We start from the raw sequence: 17,752 nt of genomic DNA on the forward strand, positions 1-17,752 counted from the left end.
TGGTCGACCTTGAAGCGGTAGGTGAAGGTCTCGCCTGGGGCAATGCCGGCAAAGCTGATGCCCGGCACGCCGTCCATCTGGAACGGCAGGATGATCCGGTGCCAGTGAATCGACGTAGGCTCGCGCAAGCGGTTCGTCACCCGAATCGTCACCGTCTCGCCTTGCCGCCAGCGCAGCGTCGGCCCTGGCAACATCCCGTTGATGGTCGTCGCCAGTCGCGGCGTCCCGGTGAAGTTAACGACCGACTCTTCGATCACCAGGTCGAAGCCGGTCCACGCAGCACCGGCGCTGTGCCGTACAAGACATTATTCGCCCGCTGCGGCGCCTGTCCCCACGCATTGCCACCAAATCCGGACAGCCCGGCCATCACGCCCCCCGCGGCCAGGCCCTGCACAAAACGGCGCCGCGGAAGGTTTGGCAGCACAATGCCATACGGTCGGTCACGTCGCATAAAGTTGGCCCCAATTTGCTTTCGAGAGCGTAGCGAGAGCGAGCCTACGGTCAACTTACCTGAAGATTACATTCCGGGAAGGTTCGCTTCATTTGTAAGAGCGTCTGGGTAGACTAACTCGTACCGAGCTGGCGCAAGGGGCTGGCTCACCTTCAGAAAGAAGGGCAAAGCCCAAAAGATGAAGCTGCTGGTGGTAGAGGACGAATCCAAGATAGGCCAGTATCTGCGGCAGGGACTGACCGAGGCCGGATTCGTTGTCGATCTGGCCACCAATGGGATCGACGGCCAGCATCTGGCAATGAATGAGTCCTACGATCTCGTTATCCTCGACGTAATGCTGCCGGATCTCGATGGCTGGCGCATCGTGCAGGCAGTCCGTGCCGCGAAAAACGCGGTCCCAATCTTGGTCCTGACCGCCCGTGACAGCGTGGCGGACGGGGTCAGGGGCTTGGAGCGGGGCGACTGTCTGGTGAAGCCGTTCGCATTCTCGGAACTTCTGGCCCGGGTCCGGACGCTGTTGCGTCGCGGCATCGTACAGCCGGCGGTGGACCGCATTCAGGTGGGCGACCTGGTGCTGGACCTGCCCAGGCGCCAGGCTTCGCGCGCGGGTCGCCGCATCGCCCTGACCAGCAAGGAGTTTGCGCTGCTCGAACTACTGGCCCGCCGGCGCGGGGAGGTCTTGCCGCGGTCCCTGATCGCCTCTCAGGTCTGGGATATGAACTTTGACATCGACAGCAATGTGATCGACGTGGCCATTCGTCGCTTGCAGGCGAAGATCGACGACGATGTTGAGACAAATCTGATCCAGACCGTTCGAGGCATGGGCTACGTCCTGGAAGTGCCGCAGGAGCAGGAATGAGGTCATCGTCTGTCCTTGACGATGCGCCTGACCATTCTGTTCTCGCTGTCGTCCGCGGTAGTATTGCTGGGTCTGGGCGTGCTCATCTGGCTGGCGATGGAGCGCCATTTCGCGACCGAAGACTATGTAGTGCTGGGCGACAACATTCGCCTGATCCAGACGATCGCCGGGAAATCCCCAGTTCGCCGGGAGCGCTTGGAGGCCGACGTATAGCCCGCGCCTCTCCAGGTGGCTCCGCGTTTAGACGGGGTGCCAAGGATTCGAATGCGTCAAGGAAGGCCAGCCCCGATGGATAAGCGAATTCATACTCAATCCCATATGCAGGTCGGTTCCCTCAACAGATGGCCGGGGATGATGTAGTCGCCGTGGCCGATGGCTAGTGCCTCCAGTTCCCGTAGCTCCGCATCGGCCAGCGATGTCAAGTCAAACAAACAGTACAGGTGGCGTTGCCTGAAGGTGGCCTTGGGTTCCTGAAGCCCGCGCCGCAGGCCTTCCGCGGAGCGCACGGCAATATGCTCGACACTTCTGAACTGGACGAGAATGCCGTACTTTTGTCCGAGGCGCCCAAGTTCGACGGCATCTTCCCACCCGGTGTCATAGTCGAGTTCGACCATGCCCTTCGCCCCCGACTGGATACGCTCGAGCGCGCTGCGACGGCTTCTGGCAACGTAGATTCTCATGGACGAATACGAGATGTGAAAGTCCGGCCGGGCGAATGACGGCGCTCCAGCTTCCCTTGAGGCTCGTGGGTGCGAAGGGTATGCCAAGCTTTGTCAAGTTGCCAAGTTTATAGCGCACGATCCAGCAATGCAAAAAGCAACGTCGCTCTACCACGGCCATAGGTTCCTGGCTCGCCTTCCTGGCGTGCCCGTTCCGAGCCGGCCCACGGCATGGCTTGTTAGCTACCGTGCGTTACCGAACCAACATCAACCACCGGGGTGGCGCCGGCAAGCGGGTGCAGAGGGCATCAGGGGTCGCTTCAGAAAACGGAGAATATTGCACTACAAGGGCTTCCCCGCTGAACGCAAGTTCAACGTTGATTCTCGGTGCTTCTAAATGCTGCGCCGCCTGGCTGGTGCAAGTGGGAAGGAGAAGGACTGCGGCACTATAATGGCCCGGACCCTGATGAAAGACGCGCGCAGGGGCCTCGCTCGCTAATCGGGATGAGAATCCCCATTCAATATTTCAGGTACGCCCCGCGCGGGTCCAACCCGCTTCACATCACCGCTGGCAGTGCAAAGTGAGCTTCTATCCGGTCATGACTTGTGTCGTCGCTTTCGAGCTGGGAGAGGCATTGGCAACGGCATCAGGCTGCCACTGTCACTGGTTCGGCTCTGAAATCATCGCCGTACTTCAGCACGGCCCAGGACATCCTCGCGTTCTTGGCAGCGATGGCAACGGCGGCACGCCAGCAGCACCGGCGTTCTATCAGGTTCCTGACCCAATCGGCTGAACCGGTCTTGCTTGTCGCCCAGGTTGGCCATTACGGCCCGGGCTCCGAGGACCAGCAGACTGCGCAGATACGCGTCGCCTGGGCGTTCTCCACGCTTGGCGCATGCGGCATATCTGACGCGTCGGGTACTGTGCATAAGCGGCGTTCTTGATGGCGAATCAGGGGGTTTTTGATCAAGAACGCTGAGGGAAGCTGGGGGAGCTTCCCTCAGAGATCGTGCACGCACGTCTTTGAGGGAAGATGTCGCCTTTATTGTGCCAACAATGAAGGGACATCGCAGTGTGCGACGCCTTGCTGCAAATGCCAGCATTCTTTGCGCTGTTGCGCAGAATCGACGAAGACCTGATGCAGTCAGCGCAGGAAAGTGGCTGTCGCCATTGCGGCCAGCGGTTGCACCGCGCCGACTACCCGCGTAAGCCAAGGGGCTGCCCGCCGCAGGCGCACTTGGACTGCAGCACACGCCTGAGCCTTTGCTGTGCCGAATGCCGCAAGCGTACGACGCCTGATTCTGTGCGCTTCCTGGGGCGGCGCGTCTACATGTCGATCATCGTGGTGCTGCGCGGGTACGGCGCCACCGATGGTGATCTGCTGCCACCAGTCAGTTGGGCCACCCTCAAGCGCTGGCGCCTCTGGTGGAGCGAGACGTTCCCAACCACGCCCGCGGGACGCTGGATCATCGGTCTGCTGCCGCCCGCCGCGCAGACCGCCTCCTATCCGGAACGCATGCTGGCGTCGGTTCAGGCCGAAACCGACGCCGACCGCCTGATCAAGGTATTGCGCCTGTTGCTGCCGCCGCGCTAAGCGCGCTGGCTGAGGGGTGTCCGGGACCAGGAGGAATTCCGCAGAACTTGTCGATGGCGGCGCACATGATCCGCTCGTAGCCTGTCTCCCTCTTCACACTCCATTGGGAGAGCCATGTCACTTTCCATCGATCACCGCAACCGATGGGCGCGTCTGCGCTTCTCGGTCATCGGTCCATTGCTGGCCTCGCCGCCGGGCAAGGGCGAGCTGCAGCGAGCCCTGCAGGAACTCGCCGCCAAGATCTGGCGGCACCCCATCACCGGTGCCGATGTTCAGTTCGGCGTTTCCACGATCGAGCGCTGGTTTTCAGCGGAGCAAATTATTCAGCGCAGTGGATGCAACGCCTCAGCTGCCGCCTCCCAGCAAATCAACCATATAGGATAGGCAAGCACAGGCCTCGACTTTGCATAACATTTGATGTTCTTCTCACCATGTCGACACCCGACACCGTGAAGGAGACCCAAGATGTTAGCGACCTATTTCCCCCATCCCACCCGGTTGACACTGATCCGGCACAGTCCCGCCGCTCCCTATTTGGACGGCTTCATCGCAAGCATGATTGAAGCGGGCTATCAACCACCCACGATCCAATCCCATCTCAGGACGGCGGCTCATCTGAGCTACTGGCTTCAGCAAGGTAGGCGACCGCTAACTGACCTCAATGCGAGTACTGTCGAAGGGTTCAAGCAACATCTACCGGCGTGTCAATGCCCTGGATATCGGCGCTCCAGCGGACGTCATGCTGCCGGCGCGGGGCTGTTTTTTCGGTATCTTCGGAAGACAGGCATCATTGTTACCGCCGAGCTTCCGGCAAAGCCTCTGCCTCCATTGTTCGTAGGGTTTTGTCATTGGATGCGGCAGCATCGCGGAGCAAAGGACACGACGCTCCGTGCGTATGGACGAATCATTCTGGATGTTCTGTGCGCGCTCGGGGATGACCCTCAGCAATTCGACGCGGCCCGGCTGCGTGCTTTTGTTCTAGACCGAGCCAGTCGGCATGGTAGAAGCAAAGCCAAGCTGGTGGTGACGACGTTACGCACCTTTGTCCGTTATCTCATTACGCAAGGATTCAGTCCGGTCGGTTTGGATGCGGCCATTCCCGTCGTTGCCGGTTGGCGTCTGGACGCACTTCCGAGGTACTTACCCGCTTCCGATGTTGAGCGGCTCTTGGCTGCATGCAATCCGGCTACGGAGGTTGGGTCACGGGACCGTGCAGTGCTTCTACTTCTTTCGCGGTTAGGTCTTCGGGCTGGAGATGTATGCAGTTTGCGGCTTTGGGATATCGACTGGGAGCAGGCCACCGTTCAGGTCATGGGCAAATCGCGCCGCACTGCCCAACTGCCACTACCTCAGGAGGTGGGCGATGCCCTGCTGCATTATCTAACCATGGCACATCGCCATGGTCGATCGGAGTACCTGTTTCTGCGGATGTCGCCGCCGGTGAGCTCCGCGCTGACGTCATCCGGCATTTCCGGTATCGTCAGACGTGCGATTGAACGCGCAGGTGTGCTTGCTCCTGCTTGTGGGGCGCGCGTTTTGAGGAATTCCGCAGCTACATCGCTGCTCGCGGACGGCGCTTCGCTGCAGAGTATTGCTGTACTGCTGCGCCATCGTTCGTTGGATACCACGACCCTGTATGCGAAGGTAGACTTCAAAGTCTTGCGCCAGCTAGCTCGGGCATGGCCAGAGGTCTCGCCATGCTAACGCGATTGATCGAAGACTATCTGGCGCTTCGGCGCGCGGCGGGATTCCAACTTCGAGTCCAGGAAGTACACCTGCGCAACTTCGAACGCTTTGCCGCTGAGCGCGGTGAGACTCACGTGCGCGCTCAAAGTGCGATTGACTGGGCTACGTTGGCACCGTCTGCCAGTCAACGTGGCAATCGTCTCAGCGTGGTTCGTATTTTTGCGCGCTACGCCAGAATGGAGGATGCCCGACACGAGGTTCCCCCTTCAGGGATATTTTCCAGTCAGCGCCAACCGTATCGGCCTTTCATCTTCACAGCTGACCAAATTCACCAATTGCTGGAGTATGTCGCCCGGCTGCCACCGGTTGATTCATTGCGGCCTTGGACCTACTGCACGTTGTTTTCCTTGGTGGCTATCACCGGAATGCGGATCTCGGAGGCGTTGGCGTTGCGCTTCGAGGACATCACTGCGGACGGTCTACGGATCCGGGCAAGCAAATTCCAAAAGGGTCGCATCATTCCCCTACATCCAAGCGCGCAGGCTGGGCTCGAGCGCTATCTGCAACGACGCCGACAGTTCGGCGGTTCGGATGATCATCTCTTCATCTCGCTGCGCTATAGGCAATTGAGCTACCCCGTCGTCGTGGCCACCTTTTTGGAAGCGGTGCGCGCGATCGGACTGCATCCTGGTCCTGGTAAGCGCGGTCCGAGAATCCACGACCTTCGTCACAGCTGGGCCGTCGCCGCACTGGAAGCCTGCCCTTATGGGCTGGAACGTGTCAGCCAACACGTGCTTGCGGTGTCGACCTACCTGGGCCACGCCAAACTCGCCAGTACCTATATCTACCTGCACACCACTCCGCAACTACTTGTCGATATCGCCGCCCGGTGCGAGCACTTTGCCGAAGGAGCCACGCCATGACATCCCTCGCCACCCATGTCAGCGTCTTTTTGCGCGAACGCTTGCCGTTGGAAACCAGAGCCAGCGAACGCACCTGCGATACCTATGCTCTGGGCTTGCGATTGCTCTTTGAGTACATCGCCCAGAATCTGAATGTCCGACCATCGGCGCTTCGGCTGGAACAGATCGACGCGCCACGAGTGCAGGCATTCCTGGAATACCTGGAAACGCAACGGCACAATAAGCCCGCCACACGCAATGTCCGCCTCGCGGCAATCCACTCCTTTATGCGCTTTATCGAGTATCGGGAGCCGTCCGCGTTGGAGCAAGTCCAGCGCATTCGAGCCATTCCGATGAAGCGGACCGACACACGGCTGGTCCAGTACCTCACCCGGGAAGAGATGCAAGCCGTGCTTGACGCACCAGCTCTAAGTACGTGCGATGGCATTCGCGATCGCGCAATGTTGTATGTGGCCTATTCGGCGGGGTTGCGTGCCTCGGAGTTAGTCGGTCTGCGTCTGGAGAACGTGTGCTTCAGTCCCCAACTCAGTATTCACGTGCTCGGCAAAGGACGCCGCGAACGCGCCTTGCCTTTGTGGCAGGAGACAGCGACCGCTTTGCGCGCCTGGTTGGCCATACGTCCCACGGGGAAAGCGCCGGAAGTCTTTCTCAATGCGCGTGGGGAAGCGATGACCCGATCCGGGTTCGAGTACATCCTGGAGAAACACGTCCGGGCTGCGGCCAAGCATTGTCCAAGTCTTTTGACAAAGCGCATATCTCCACATTGCCTTCGACACTCCTGTGCTCTTCTGATTCTGCAATCGACAGGGGACATCCGTAAGGTGGCTTTGTGGTTGGGCCATGCCAGTACACAAACAACAGAGATGTATCTGCGGGCGGATACTACGACGCTGCTCGAAGTCATGAATGCAACGCCTCCGCCGTCTCTCCGCAAGGGGCATTTTCGCCCCCCCGATCAACTCATTGCCCTGCTCAGGGCAGGCGGGTGAGAGGTATTTTTATGCGGAGTGGGGGGCGGCTTCGGACTGCTAGTTTCCCGATCTGCTGCCTTCTACTCCGCTGAATAATTTGCTCCGCTGAAAACCAGTTAGGGGCTGCTGCCCCTAACTGGTTCTACCGCAGCCGCCACGTTCAGGATCCGGTCGACCAACTCAAGAATCGCCTGCGCGATGATTGCGGCCACTTCGTCAGTCTGAGCCCGGCCATCATCGAGGCGTTGGTGGCGCAGTACCGGCAACATCCCGGCTGGACCATGCAGTTGCACTACGACAATCTGCAAGCCGCCACTCGGGGCGGGCCGGACACGTTGCCTTCCTATACCACGGTGTGCCGGTATCTGAAGGCGCACGGTTTGGTGCGCAAACCTCCCCCGCGATCCAGCACGGAGGGCGCCATCGCCGCGGCCGTTCGGCGCGATACCCGCGAGGTGCGCAGCTACGAAGTCGATCACGGTGCCGCACTCTGGCACCTGGACTTCCATCATGGCTCGCGCAAGGTCATCACGCCCGACGGGCAATGGCACAAGCCGCTGCTGCTGTGCGTGATGGACGACCACTCCCGGCTGGTCTGTCACCTCCAGTGGTTCCTAGACGAGACGACCGCATCGCTGGTGCACGGCGTCTCGCAGGCCTGCATGAAGCGTGGCCTGCCGCGGGCCATCATGACCGACAACGGTTCGGCCATGATGGCCGATGAGTTCGTCGAGGGCCTGGCCAGCCTGGGCATCCTGCACCAGACTACCTTGCCTTACTCGCCATACCAGAACGGGAAGCAAGAACGCTTCTGGGCGCAGATCGAATCCAGACTGATGGCCATGCTTGAGGGCGAGGCGCACTTGACGCTCGATCGGCTTAACCTCGTCACCCAAGCCTGGGCGGAGCAGGAGTATCACCGCAAACCGAACACCGAACTCGAAGCCACGCCGCTGCAGCGCTACCTGTCCTGCGCCGATGTGGCGCGGCCATGCCCTGAAGCCACCGTGCTGCGACGCGCCTTCTGTATCCGTCTGCTTCGCCGCCAGCGCCGAGCGGACGGTACCTTCAGCCTTGATGGCAGACGCTTCGTCATCCCAAGCGCTTACCGCCATCTGGAGAAAGTTTGCGTGCGTTACGCACGCTGGGACCTCTCCCAGGTGGAGCTGATCGACGAGCGCACCGGCGCCTTCCTGGCTGCAGTGTTCCCGCTGGACAAGTCCGCTAATGCCGATGGGCAGCGCGGCCGGATAGCCGCCGAGACCCGCCACGAGTCTGCGCAGGACGGTCCCGCACCGCTGCTGCGTCAGTTGCTTGCCGAGCATGCCGCCACCGGTCTGCCTCCTGCCTATCTGCCTACGAATCCCTCACCCCAAGCATGATGCCATCCAACCTGCTGGCCCTGTACGGCCTGAAGTTCAACCCCTTTGCCCAGGACATCCCCGTCGAGGCGGTCTTCGTCAGTTCCAAGCTGGACCACTTCTGCTGGCGCATCGAGAACGGCATGGCCCGCGAGGGCGGCTTCGCAATGGTGCATGGCGACCCGGGCAGCGGCAAGAGCGTGGCCTTGCGCGTGCTCCATCAGCGCCTGACCCGCTTGCCCGATCTGATGGTCGGTGCCATCACCCATCCGCAGAGCAGCCTGGCGGACTTCTACCGCGAGCTGAGCGACGTGTTCGCCGTGCCCATCAAGACGCACAACCGATGGGGCGGCTTCAAGGCCTTGCGTGAACGCTGGCTGGCCCATCTCGAAGCGAGCCGCCGGCGCTGCGTGCTGCTGATCGATGAGGCGCAGGAGATGAGTTCGCCAGTGCTGTCCGAACTGCGGTTGCTGGCCTCGGCCCGCTTCGACTCCCAGGCGCTGCTGTGCGTGGTGCTGGCTGGCGATGCCCGCCTGCCCGAGAAGTTCTCGCGCGAGGACCTCATCCCCCTGGGCAGCCGCATCCGCTGCCGCCTGGCCATCGAGGCCGCCACCGTGGACGAGTTGCTGGCCTGCCTGAACCACCTGCTGGCGGCCGCCGGCAACGCCAGCCTGATGACCGAGGCGCTGCGCCAGACCCTGTGCGAGCACGCCGCCGGCAACCCTCGCATCCTGATGAACCTGTCCGGCGAACTGCTGGCCCAGGCCGCCCAACGCGAACTGCCCCAGATCGACGAGAAGCTCTACCTTGAAACCTATACCGCAACCCAGAACCGGCGCGCCAAGCGCTGAGATGCCCATGACCAAAGCCTTCCTGCCCTTGCTCGGCCCCATCTTGCCGGAACTGACCGATGAGGACGCCGCGTCGATCCTCGACTACCTGCACGAACGGGTGACGCTGCTCGAGTCGCACTACCACGAACAGAATCGTTGCCATACCCTGGCACGATTGCAACGCACCGGGAGACAGAACCCCGATAACACCGGCGCAAGCATGTCCATCACCACGCACACCAAACGGAAAAACACTGGAGGAATCGCATGATCTGGCGCCAGTCCTCCGGCCTAACCCAAGGCCTGTCCTTGCTCATCAATGCCGATTGGACGCCACAACAAGCCCTGGCGGTGGTGGAACTGCTTGACGACCTGCGCGAGCGAATCTGTGCGCACTACCAGTTGGCGCTGTTCGATCTGCTGCGCGAAGATCTAAGAACCTGCGACGAGCCGTCGGACAGGAAAGGCGCGGACGAACCGTTCTGACCCAGACAACAAGGAGCCTTCTCGGCTCCTTGTTCGCTTGCGCACCCGCGCAGGCAAATAGCCCCCCAGCGCCGGCACCACGCCCATCACCACTGACTGCTCGCGTTCAAGATCTGCGATGGACTCCGCCTCGCTCTCGCGCTCCAAGTCCATCATTTACCGAGCACGCCCGTCCATCAAACTCCGTGCTCACGCACAGTACACCGAAAAAAAGCATTGCACAAACTGTTACATGTCATATCTTGAGAAGTCCGCTTCCGCGCGTTTAGGATGGCCTCCCCCAAACCGTAGAGGAGGCCTGATCCTCCCGAACTCGGCGCCACAGATGCGGCGCCAAGGCCGAACAACGGCGGCACGCGCCACGGGGCGGCGCTGCACCTTTTGTCGAAGTTCACACCCAGCACACATGGAAGATTCCAGGAGACACCATGCTGAGTCCTCATGAAATTGCCACCCTGATCCTGGTCAAGGATGCCCCGGCCCCCTTGGACCTGGACCCCTCCGATCTCGACACCCTGCTGGAACGCCAGCTCGTCATGCTGGAGGCGCGTCCCTCCGGGCAAGCGTGCCCCCGCCTCACCCAGCGCGGCCGGTTTGTCCTGAAAGCGGTCGGGCGGTCCGGCTAAGGGCTGCCGCGCACCGTCTTGCCGTTCCCGCCGCAGCCATTGCTGCCGCGTGGTTTGGGCGCCGCGCGCATCGGCTCGCGACGGCGGCTGACGGGCGCGTGACCCGCGCCGCGGCGACCGATATCCAATGACCATGTCCTAGTGGCACGCCGCCATCGGGGCAGATGCTGACGTTTTTCTTCAGGAGCTACCTCATGGCTACGCCACTCACCACCGAACAGATTGCCGCAGTGCAGGCCACCAGCCTCGACATCTGGATCGGTCTGACCAGCAAGACCCTCGACGGCGTCGAGAAACTGATAAATCTGAATCTGCAGACAATGAAGTCGGCCCTGGCGGGCGCCCAGGAAAACACGCGCAAGGTTTGCGCCGCCAAGGATGCGGCCGAGCTGCTAGGGCTGCAGCACAGTCTTTGGCAGCCGGCACTCGAGCAGGCCCAGGCATATCGCCAGCAGCTGGCAGCCATCGCCTCGGCCACGCGTGCCGACTTCGCCAAGGTTGCCGAGGCGCAGTATGAAGCGAACAAGCGCCAAGTGCAGGACGCGATCGACAATGCCGCCAAGGGCGCGCCGGCCGGCTCAGAGGCCGCCGTGGCCGCCTGGCAATCGGCGCTGGCCGCCAGCACCACGCTGTGCGAATCGATGCAGCAGGCCGCCAAGCAGGCGGCTGAGCTCGCCGAAAGTAATTGGAACACCGCCGCCGCTGCGGCATCGAACGCGGCCAAGCAGGCGACTGCACAGGCCGCGCGCGCGGCCAAGCGCTAAGGCGAGGCCTGCGTCGGCGTTGCCAAGGTGACGCCGGCGCAGGCGCCGAGGCGCCCTCGAGGCGGCGCCGCTGCTCGACGGGGGAGGCTACCGACCAGCGGGGCCACTAAAAATTTGATTGCAGGAGGAGAGATGGAATGAACACCGCCCGTCAGTAACGCTAGCGGGGGTTCCACGATGAGGGGCTCTCGCTTGACCGACGGCATCGATGTGCCAAAGTGAAGATCCGAACCATCACTTGAGGTAAGGAGAGCCCAAATGAATGCTACGACATATGGGCTGGATCTTGCAAAGTCGATCTTCCAACTCTACTGGGTCGACCCAGAGACGGGCGAGACGCACAGCCGGCGCCTCAGCAAGACCCAACTGATTTCCTTTCTGAGCAATCGCACCCCCGGCAAGTTCGTACTGGAGGCGTGTGCCGGCGCGCACTGGTGGGCAAGAAAGATTATCAGCCTGGGCCATGAAGCCATCCTACTCCACCCAAAGTACGTGCGACCGTTCGTGCGGACCAACAAGACCGATGCGGCCGACGCGCGCGCGATCTGGACAGCCGCGCAGCAACCTGGGATGCGACCGATACCGGTAAAGACTGAGGCACAGCAAGCCTTACTTGGATTGCACCGAATTCGCTCGGAACTAGTCGACAGCCGCACGCGGCAAGTGAATCAGATTCGTGGCTTGCTGGGCGAATACGGCCTGCACTTCGTGCTTGGTCGCAAGGCTGCCATGGCGCAGTTTGTCACCCGACTGAGCGAGATCGAGCAAACCATCCCGGCTCCCTTGTGGCGACTGTTGTCGCGCCAGTTACAGCGACTCAGGCAGTTGGACGCTGAAATCCTCGCGGCCGAGCAAGAGATCGCTGCATGGCTAAAAACCGAGCCTGCCGCCCAATGTGTGGATGCGATTCCGGGAATTGGCCCGATCACCGCCACGGCCCTGGTTGCCACCATGGGATCTCCCCAGGCTTACCGCTCAGGCAGAGCCTTCGCGGCCAGCCTGGGCCTGGTACCAACCCAGAGTGGCACCGGCGGCAAGGTTCACCTCGGCCATATCAGCAAACGTGGCGATCCCTATTTGCGCAAACTGCTGATCCAGCCTCAAACTACGCACGGATTCCCCCAATGATCCTGATCTTCTTGGCCATGTCCTGTAGCTCACGGTCGCGAACTCTTGCGCGTGCCTGGCCGGGGCGAGCAAGGGCCAGGCCACTTGCATCCAATCCGCGCTACCCTGGACGGCCCGACGAATTGAAATCAGGCAACTCGTCGTCCAGAATTTCGAACACGGCTTCCGCCTTGCGTCCCAAGCCGGACTCCGGGTTGCGCGACAGATGCTCGTCGGCTCGCAACCACTGGCAGGCCCGCAGCACATCCTCAACGGTCGGCTCGATGTTCAGGATCCGCGCGAGCACTTCATCGTCAACCGGACCGACAATCTCGCGGATCTCACTCGCGCTCGCCAAGCGCGAATCGCTCTTGGTCGTGTGCATGGCGATGTCTCCAATCAGGTGTGTGCGGCGTCTGGCCGAGTCCACCCGTTACAAGTCCGTGGCACGGGTCACCGTCGTGCTGGCGGAAATGCCCCCGGCTTCGCCCCGATAGTTCGAGCGTAGCGCATTGACAGGCGGCGCCGATGCACGCCCCATCGCACCACCACTGGTCCCGCCAAGTCGTGGCTGCGGATCGCCAAGGGGCCTGGTCAACTCCCATGGCCACAAGCGCTGCGCTCACTCCGACCATGGCGGCTGGTAGCCCGTGGCGCAGGCTGGCCGCAGTCAGCACGTTGAGGATCTCTGGCACGATGCACACCCAAAGGCGTGGCCCGCGCGCTTGCAGCGCGCCGGCTCCGTTGTAATATAAAGGGTAGGCGGTGTGCGCGAAAGCGACCCGCCTCGCTTGCGCTTGGAGCTGGCATGATCCCCATGCTGGCGAGCGCCGGTAGCACCGGATAGCCGAGACGTGTCGCGTCGTGGCTGGATTTTCGCTGGCTTGGCGGTTGCCTTGTGTGGGGGTGGCTTCGTGGCCTACGGCCTCGTTGTCAACGAAGTGCGCAATTCGCAATGGCAGGCGCACTATCTTGGCCGCTTCACCAGACAGTTCACCTTCGAGGTGCGGCCGGGCGCCAGCGACAGCATCCGCTTTCCCCAATCTGGCCCCTATGACGTGCGCCTGGGCTACGGCCGGATGCCAGACTTCACCGAGCGGCTGACGCAATACGGCTACGTGCCAGCGGAGCAGGCGCGCATGTCGCCTGCGATGGTCCGGCTGATGGACTCCGGCATCTTTCCCCCGTATCGCGAGAAGAGCCAGGCCGGCCTGGCGCTGCGCGACTGCAACGGCCTGACGCTGGCGTTCGCACGCTACCCGCAGCGGCAGTATGACAACTTCGCGGCCGTGCCGCCGGTACTGGTCGGCGCGTTGCTGTTCGTGGAGAACCAGGGGCTGCTGAATCCGGAGTACCCCAACCTGAACCCGGCGCTCGACTGGACACGCCTGTCACGGGCGGTGATGGACCAGGTCATCCGCCTGGCCGACAACTCGCACGAATCGCCCGGCGGCAGCACGCTGGCCACGCAGACCGAGAAGTATCGGCATTCGCCGGAGGGACGCACGCAATCGATCGCGGAGAAGTTCCGGCAGATGGCCTCGGCCTCGCTGCGCGCCTACCTGGACGGGCCGGACACACGGCGCGCGCGTGAGCGCATTGTGGTCGACTATCTCAATACGGTGCCGCTATCGGCGCGGGCGGGCTTTGGCGAGGTCAACGGTATCGGCGATGCACTGTGGGTCTGGTACGGCGAGGATTTCGGCGAGGCCAACCGGCTGATGAGGCAGATGGATCCGCACGCGCCCACCGACCGCGAAGCGCAGGCGTTCAAGCGCGCGCTGTCGTTGATCATCGCGCAGCGCCGACCGTCCTACCACCTGCGCCGCGACGACACCAACCTGGAGGCGCTGACCGGCAGCTACCTACGCCTGCTGGCGGCCAACCGCATCATCACGCCCGCGTTGCGCGACGCCGCGCTGCGGCAGCCGCTGGCCAAGGCGGCGCCGCCGCCCAAGCCCGAGCCGGAGCCCTTCGTCACGCGCAAGGCCGTCAACCGCGTGCGCTCGGACATCGGCCGGGTGACCGGCGTCGACAGCCGCTATGACATGGACCGGCTGGACCTGACCGCGGACAGCACCATCAACCGGGAGGCGCAGCGCATTGTCACCGATATCCTGCTGCGCATGCGCGACAAGGACGAAGCCCGCAAGATGGGCCTGTACGGCCACAACCTGCTGCGCGACCAGGATGACCCGTCAAAGCTGATGGCCAGCTTCACACTGTTCGAGCGCGTGGGCAATGCCAGTGTGGTGCGGGTGCAGGCCGACAATGTGGACCAGCCGTTCGACGTGAACAGCGGGGCGCGCTTCAACCTGGGGTCCACCGCCAAGCTGCGCACGCTGGTGACCTACCTGGAAATTGTCACCGAGCTGCACGGCCGCTATGGCGGCATGAGTCGCGCGGAGCTGGCCGGCGTGACGCCGGCGAAGCAGGATGCGCTCAGCCGCTGGGCAGTCGACTACCTGAGCCAGGCGCGCTCGCCAGCGGAGCGCGAACTGACGCCGATGCTGGAAGCGGCCATGGAGCGCAAGTATTCCGGCAACCCGGGCGAAGCCTTCTTTACCGGAGGCGGGCGGCAGAGCTTCAGCAATTTCGAGCGCTGGGAAGGCGAGCGCATCATGACCGTGCGTGAAGGGTTTCAGCATTCGGTCAACCTGGTCTTCATCCGCCTCATGCGCGACATCGTGCGCCATGAGATGTTCCGCGCCAGGCCCGGCATGAGCGACATCTTCGATGACCGCAACTCGCCCGAGCGCCGCGCCTACCTGGCGCGCTTTGCCGACCAGGAGGGCAGCGCCTACATGACCGGCTTCTACCAGCACTACCGCGGCAAGAACTCGGACCAGCGCCTGGCCACGCTGCTGGGCCGGGTGCGCATGAGCACGCCGCACCTGAGTGCGGTGCGCCTGTCGGTGACGCTGCTGAGCGCGCGGCCAGATCTGGATGAAGAGAGCTTCAGCCGGATCCTGCGCTCGCGGCTAACGGACAAGCAACTCGCCGGCGAGGACCTGCCGGCGCTCTACCGCAAGTATGGCCACGACAAGTTCAGCCTCAATGACCGCGGCTACCTGTCGCGCATCCACCCGCTGGAGCTGTGGATGGTGGAATACCTGGGCAAGCATCCGGATGCGACGCTGGCGCAGATCCTGCGCGACAGCACCGCCCAGCGCCAGGAGGTGTACCGGTGGCTGTTCCGCTCCCGCAGCAAGGCCGGCCAGGACAACCGCATCCGCACCCTGCTGGAGCAGGACGCCTTCCAGCGCATTGCGAAGCGTTGGCAGCGCCTGGGCTACCCCTTCGATTCGCTGACGCCGTCCTATGCCACCGCCATCGGCGCCTCGGGCGACCGGCCTGCTGCGCTCGCAGAACTGGCCGGCATCCTCCTCAACGACGGGGTGGCCACCCCGTCCGCTACGGTACGCAGCCTCGATTTTGCCGCCAACACTCCCTACGCCACGCGCTTTGTCCTGCAGCCGGCGCCGGGCAAGCGACTGCTGCCGCCCGAAGTGGCATCGCTGGTGCGGCGCTCGATGCTGGACGTGGTGGAGCGGGGCACGGCCAGGTCGATCCGGGGCGCGTTCGTGGTGCCCGGCAAGGGCGGTGCGCCGCTGCCAGTGGCCGGCAAGACCGGCACCGGCGACCAGCGCTTCCAGGTGTATGCCCCGGGCGGGCGGCTGATCGCGTCGCGCTCGGTGACTCGCTCGGCGACCTTTGTCTTCCTATTGGGGGAACGCTTCTTCGGCACCGTCACCATCAGCGCGAGGGAGCCGTACGCGGCCAGCTACCGCTACACCAGCGCGCTCGCAGTGAGGCTCTTGCGCTACATGGCACCGCAGGTGGCGGCCCTGGCCGCGCCAGGTGGCGAGCAGCCCCTGATGCGTTGCGGCGACCAACCCCAAGAAGCTCCGCCGGTCGGCGTCGCGGTGGACTGAACGGAACGCTTAGAAAATGTCACGGCCGCCGGGACCAATGGCGTAACGAGGTCCACAGGGACCGCGCTACTTCCGGTGCCTGCTCGACGGCAACTACCCCCTCATCGCCTTTTACCGACCGGAGTCGTGTGTCCAGCGAGTTACCACGTTCTTCACGTTCTCCCCCAAGGAACTGGCGCTGATCGACACCTGCAAATTGAAAGGGCTCGCCGGCGTGGTGGCCAATGCCAAGCCGGCGGACTGCTGGGCATCTCGTGCAATGGCCGCATTTATGTGCCAGACGCAGACCACACCGTTCGACCGGCATTGGTAGACGTTCGACCTGTAACGCGCCAACTGCTACATTACCGTGGGACTGCCGGCAAAGGCATGGAAGGATGGTCACACACACAACTATTCGTTGAACCCCAGTGGTAACTCTTGGAACGGAAATTGCGTGAGTTGAGTTCGTCGCGGCGATGCCCTTGCCACTTCCAGCTTGGCGAGCAACTTGTGAGGCAGCAATCCTTTCAAGGCAAACCAGATTAATCCCATTTTTCTGACCAAGACGGGGCGCAAAGCCCCGCAGCGGCGCAGAAGGCGGCCTGCCGAGGCTCGGGATAGCTGTTTCAAGCAGGCATTGCCCGGCAGCCCGCATGGGTGCTAGGGGTCTGCATACCGCTCAGGCTACCGTTAAAACATCATGGACATCAGGCCAGCGGGCCTGGCCCTGCGGAATCACTTCAGGACGCCGGACGACGCGGCCAGGCTTGCAGGGTGCAGGTGCCACTGATGGCAAATGCGAGATTTCCTCCCGCGGTGCAACTTTTACCCGCACCATCAGGGATCCCCGCCAACCGGTGGCCGGTTCGGGGCTGTAATGGCCCTTGACACCATTGGAATGGTTCTTGCGCCCCAATAGAAAGATCGACAACAAGATCGATAGTGCCGGTGGTGAGGGCGCCACTGATCGGCGCCTATCGACGCGGGCCGGCCGCTGGAGCCGGATTGAGTACTGGCCGACTCACATGCGCCAGTTCGACGAACGGGGGCCAGTGCACCTGAATACGAGGACACGCGCTTCCGAAGAGGATGGACCTAACGCGGCGTCGAGCGAGGCCATCCAATCAACCTGATGGAGGAATAGACATGGCCGAAACTGCCACCAAACTGCCCGTCAAGAAGGGCGAGGAAGGGCCTGTGCGCTCGTGGATGCCACAAGCCTGGGATCCCGTCGCGAGTCTGCGCCGCGAGGTCGATCGCACTGACCAGAAACCGAACCAATCCGATTGACAACTCGTTGGCCGTATCGGAAGAGGCGCCCGCCGTGTAACACAGCGCTTCGTTAACCCACCGTCGAGAATTACTGCTACGTCGCCCTCAGGAAATTCAGATCAAATGCGGATCACACTGATATTCGGTAAGCGCCTCGTGGTGGCCGTTCTGGACGGGTAATTGAGGTTTTGGGTAATTTGGTGCCCACCAAATTATTGCGGACACCAAAGTGGACGAGACAG

The 17,752-nt window shown here is 62.5% G+C and carries 14 protein-coding genes and 6 pseudogenes; 16 read left to right on the forward strand and 4 right to left on the reverse strand.

Features of this window, described 5'->3' with window-relative positions; genetic code table 11:
- A pseudogene (locus AB1I47_RS31115) lies at positions 1-451 on the reverse strand (multicopper oxidase domain-containing protein); the annotation flags it as partial.
- 178 nt (positions 452-629) lie between these two features.
- Here AB1I47_RS31115 and AB1I47_RS31120 point away from each other — a divergent pair.
- The gene (locus tag AB1I47_RS31120; protein ID WP_354687514.1) at positions 630-1,310 is read left to right on the forward strand and encodes a heavy metal response regulator transcription factor; all 681 of its coding nucleotides are present in this window, start codon (positions 630-632) and stop codon (positions 1,308-1,310) included.
- A 21-nt stretch (positions 1,311-1,331) separates the two neighbouring features.
- Positions 1,332-1,490: pseudogene (locus tag AB1I47_RS31125) on the forward strand (heavy metal sensor histidine kinase); the annotation flags it as partial.
- Between the two features lie 128 nt (positions 1,491-1,618).
- Here AB1I47_RS31125 and AB1I47_RS31130 read toward each other — a convergent pair.
- Together AB1I47_RS31130 and AB1I47_RS31135 are read right to left on the reverse strand one after the other, a co-directional pair.
- Positions 1,619-1,990, reverse strand: a complete 372-nt coding sequence (locus AB1I47_RS31130; RefSeq protein WP_354687515.1) for a PHA-granule associated protein 4 — start codon at positions 1,988-1,990, stop codon at positions 1,619-1,621.
- A 626-nt stretch (positions 1,991-2,616) separates the two neighbouring features.
- A pseudogene (locus tag AB1I47_RS31135) lies at positions 2,617-2,848 on the reverse strand (IS110 family transposase); the annotation flags it as partial.
- Between the two features lie 452 nt (positions 2,849-3,300).
- Here AB1I47_RS31135 and AB1I47_RS31140 point away from each other — a divergent pair.
- The 12 genes and pseudogenes from AB1I47_RS31140 to AB1I47_RS31195 form a co-directional block, all read left to right on the forward strand.
- Positions 3,301-3,564, forward strand: coding sequence for a transposase (locus tag AB1I47_RS31140; protein ID WP_354687516.1), 264 nt, complete (start codon positions 3,301-3,303; stop codon positions 3,562-3,564).
- 114 nt (positions 3,565-3,678) lie between these two features.
- Positions 3,679-3,876 (forward strand): annotated as a pseudogene (locus AB1I47_RS31145) (IS481 family transposase); the annotation flags it as partial.
- A 153-nt stretch (positions 3,877-4,029) separates the two neighbouring features.
- Complete coding sequence (locus AB1I47_RS31150; RefSeq protein ID WP_354687517.1) at positions 4,030-5,268, forward strand: tyrosine-type recombinase/integrase; 1,239 nt, start codon at positions 4,030-4,032, stop codon at positions 5,266-5,268.
- A 5-nt stretch (positions 5,269-5,273) separates the two neighbouring features.
- Positions 5,274-6,173 (forward strand): tyrosine-type recombinase/integrase, encoded by a 900-nt coding sequence (locus AB1I47_RS31155; RefSeq protein WP_354687518.1) that lies wholly within the window; start codon positions 5,274-5,276, stop codon positions 6,171-6,173.
- A complete protein-coding gene (locus AB1I47_RS31160) occupies positions 6,170-7,162 on the forward strand; it encodes a tyrosine-type recombinase/integrase (RefSeq protein ID WP_354687519.1) in 993 nt (330 codons plus the stop codon). Before AB1I47_RS31155 ends, AB1I47_RS31160 begins: the two co-directional genes overlap by 4 nt.
- A 119-nt stretch (positions 7,163-7,281) precedes the next feature.
- Positions 7,282-8,526, forward strand: a pseudogene (locus AB1I47_RS31165) (DDE-type integrase/transposase/recombinase); the annotation flags it as partial.
- Entirely contained in the window at positions 8,523-9,356 is an 834-nt protein-coding gene (locus AB1I47_RS31170) for an ExeA family protein (protein ID WP_217435603.1), read from the forward strand. The pseudogene AB1I47_RS31165 and the gene AB1I47_RS31170, both read left to right, overlap by 4 nt.
- 7 nt (positions 9,357-9,363) lie before the next feature.
- Positions 9,364-9,609: a hypothetical protein gene (locus tag AB1I47_RS31175; RefSeq protein ID WP_354687520.1), complete on the forward strand. Its 246-nt coding sequence runs from the start codon at positions 9,364-9,366 to the stop codon at positions 9,607-9,609.
- Positions 9,606-9,824 carry a hypothetical protein gene (locus AB1I47_RS31180; RefSeq protein ID WP_354687521.1) on the forward strand — a complete coding sequence of 73 codons (219 nt, stop codon included), beginning with the start codon at positions 9,606-9,608 and terminating at the stop codon, positions 9,822-9,824. The genes AB1I47_RS31175 and AB1I47_RS31180 overlap by 4 nt, the downstream gene beginning before the upstream one ends.
- A gap of 428 nt (positions 9,825-10,252) precedes the next feature.
- Positions 10,253-10,450: a hypothetical protein gene (locus tag AB1I47_RS31185; RefSeq protein ID WP_354687522.1), complete on the forward strand. Its 198-nt coding sequence runs from the start codon at positions 10,253-10,255 to the stop codon at positions 10,448-10,450.
- A 194-nt stretch (positions 10,451-10,644) separates the two neighbouring features.
- Positions 10,645-11,214 carry a TIGR01841 family phasin gene (gene phaP / locus AB1I47_RS31190; protein WP_354687523.1) on the forward strand — a complete coding sequence of 190 codons (570 nt, stop codon included), beginning with the start codon at positions 10,645-10,647 and terminating at the stop codon, positions 11,212-11,214.
- Positions 11,215-11,472: 258 nt separating this feature from the next.
- Positions 11,473-12,309, forward strand: a pseudogene (locus AB1I47_RS31195) (IS110 family RNA-guided transposase); the annotation flags it as partial.
- A gap of 133 nt (positions 12,310-12,442) precedes the next feature.
- Here AB1I47_RS31195 and AB1I47_RS31200 read toward each other — a convergent pair.
- The gene (locus AB1I47_RS31200; RefSeq protein WP_354687525.1) at positions 12,443-12,706 is read right to left on the reverse strand and encodes a hypothetical protein; all 264 of its coding nucleotides are present in this window, start codon (positions 12,704-12,706) and stop codon (positions 12,443-12,445) included.
- A gap of 469 nt (positions 12,707-13,175) precedes the next feature.
- Here AB1I47_RS31200 and AB1I47_RS31205 point away from each other — a divergent pair, with 469 nt between their 5' ends.
- Together AB1I47_RS31205 and AB1I47_RS31210 are read left to right on the forward strand one after the other, a co-directional pair.
- Positions 13,176-16,256, forward strand: a complete 3,081-nt coding sequence (locus tag AB1I47_RS31205; RefSeq protein WP_354687526.1) for a transglycosylase domain-containing protein — start codon at positions 13,176-13,178, stop codon at positions 16,254-16,256.
- Positions 16,257-17,384: 1,128 nt separating this feature from the next.
- Positions 17,385-17,528 carry a hypothetical protein gene (locus AB1I47_RS31210; RefSeq protein WP_354687527.1) on the forward strand — a complete coding sequence of 48 codons (144 nt, stop codon included), beginning with the start codon at positions 17,385-17,387 and terminating at the stop codon, positions 17,526-17,528.
- Positions 17,529-17,752 lie beyond the last annotated feature (224 nt).

The sequence above is a fragment of the Cupriavidus necator genome (assembly GCF_040578825.1).
GTDB classification, from domain to species: Bacteria; Pseudomonadota; Gammaproteobacteria; order Burkholderiales; family Burkholderiaceae; genus Cupriavidus; species Cupriavidus necator_E.

What these genes read in the sequence shown, in the direction of transcription:
- AB1I47_RS31120 (WP_354687514.1), top strand. Translation starts at nt 630, where the DNA reads ATGAAGCTGCTGGTGGTAGAGGACGAATCCAAGATAGGCCAGTATCTG.
- phaP (WP_354687523.1), top strand. Translation starts at nt 10,645, where the DNA reads ATGGCTACGCCACTCACCACCGAACAGATTGCCGCAGTGCAGGCCACC.
- AB1I47_RS31175 (WP_354687520.1), top strand. Translation starts at nt 9,364, where the DNA reads ATGACCAAAGCCTTCCTGCCCTTGCTCGGCCCCATCTTGCCGGAACTG.
- AB1I47_RS31150 (WP_354687517.1), top strand. Translation starts at nt 4,030, where the DNA reads ATGTTAGCGACCTATTTCCCCCATCCCACCCGGTTGACACTGATCCGG.
- AB1I47_RS31130 (WP_354687515.1), bottom strand. Translation starts at nt 1,990, where the DNA reads ATGAGAATCTACGTTGCCAGAAGCCGTCGCAGCGCGCTCGAGCGTATC.
- AB1I47_RS31185 (WP_354687522.1), top strand. Translation starts at nt 10,253, where the DNA reads ATGCTGAGTCCTCATGAAATTGCCACCCTGATCCTGGTCAAGGATGCC.
- AB1I47_RS31160 (WP_354687519.1), top strand. Translation starts at nt 6,170, where the DNA reads ATGACATCCCTCGCCACCCATGTCAGCGTCTTTTTGCGCGAACGCTTG.
- AB1I47_RS31210 (WP_354687527.1), top strand. Translation starts at nt 17,385, where the DNA reads ATGGCCGAAACTGCCACCAAACTGCCCGTCAAGAAGGGCGAGGAAGGG.
- AB1I47_RS31140 (WP_354687516.1), top strand. Translation starts at nt 3,301, where the DNA reads ATGTCGATCATCGTGGTGCTGCGCGGGTACGGCGCCACCGATGGTGAT.
- AB1I47_RS31180 (WP_354687521.1), top strand. Translation starts at nt 9,606, where the DNA reads ATGATCTGGCGCCAGTCCTCCGGCCTAACCCAAGGCCTGTCCTTGCTC.
- AB1I47_RS31200 (WP_354687525.1), bottom strand. Translation starts at nt 12,706, where the DNA reads ATGCACACGACCAAGAGCGATTCGCGCTTGGCGAGCGCGAGTGAGATC.
- AB1I47_RS31170 (WP_217435603.1), top strand. Translation starts at nt 8,523, where the DNA reads ATGATGCCATCCAACCTGCTGGCCCTGTACGGCCTGAAGTTCAACCCC.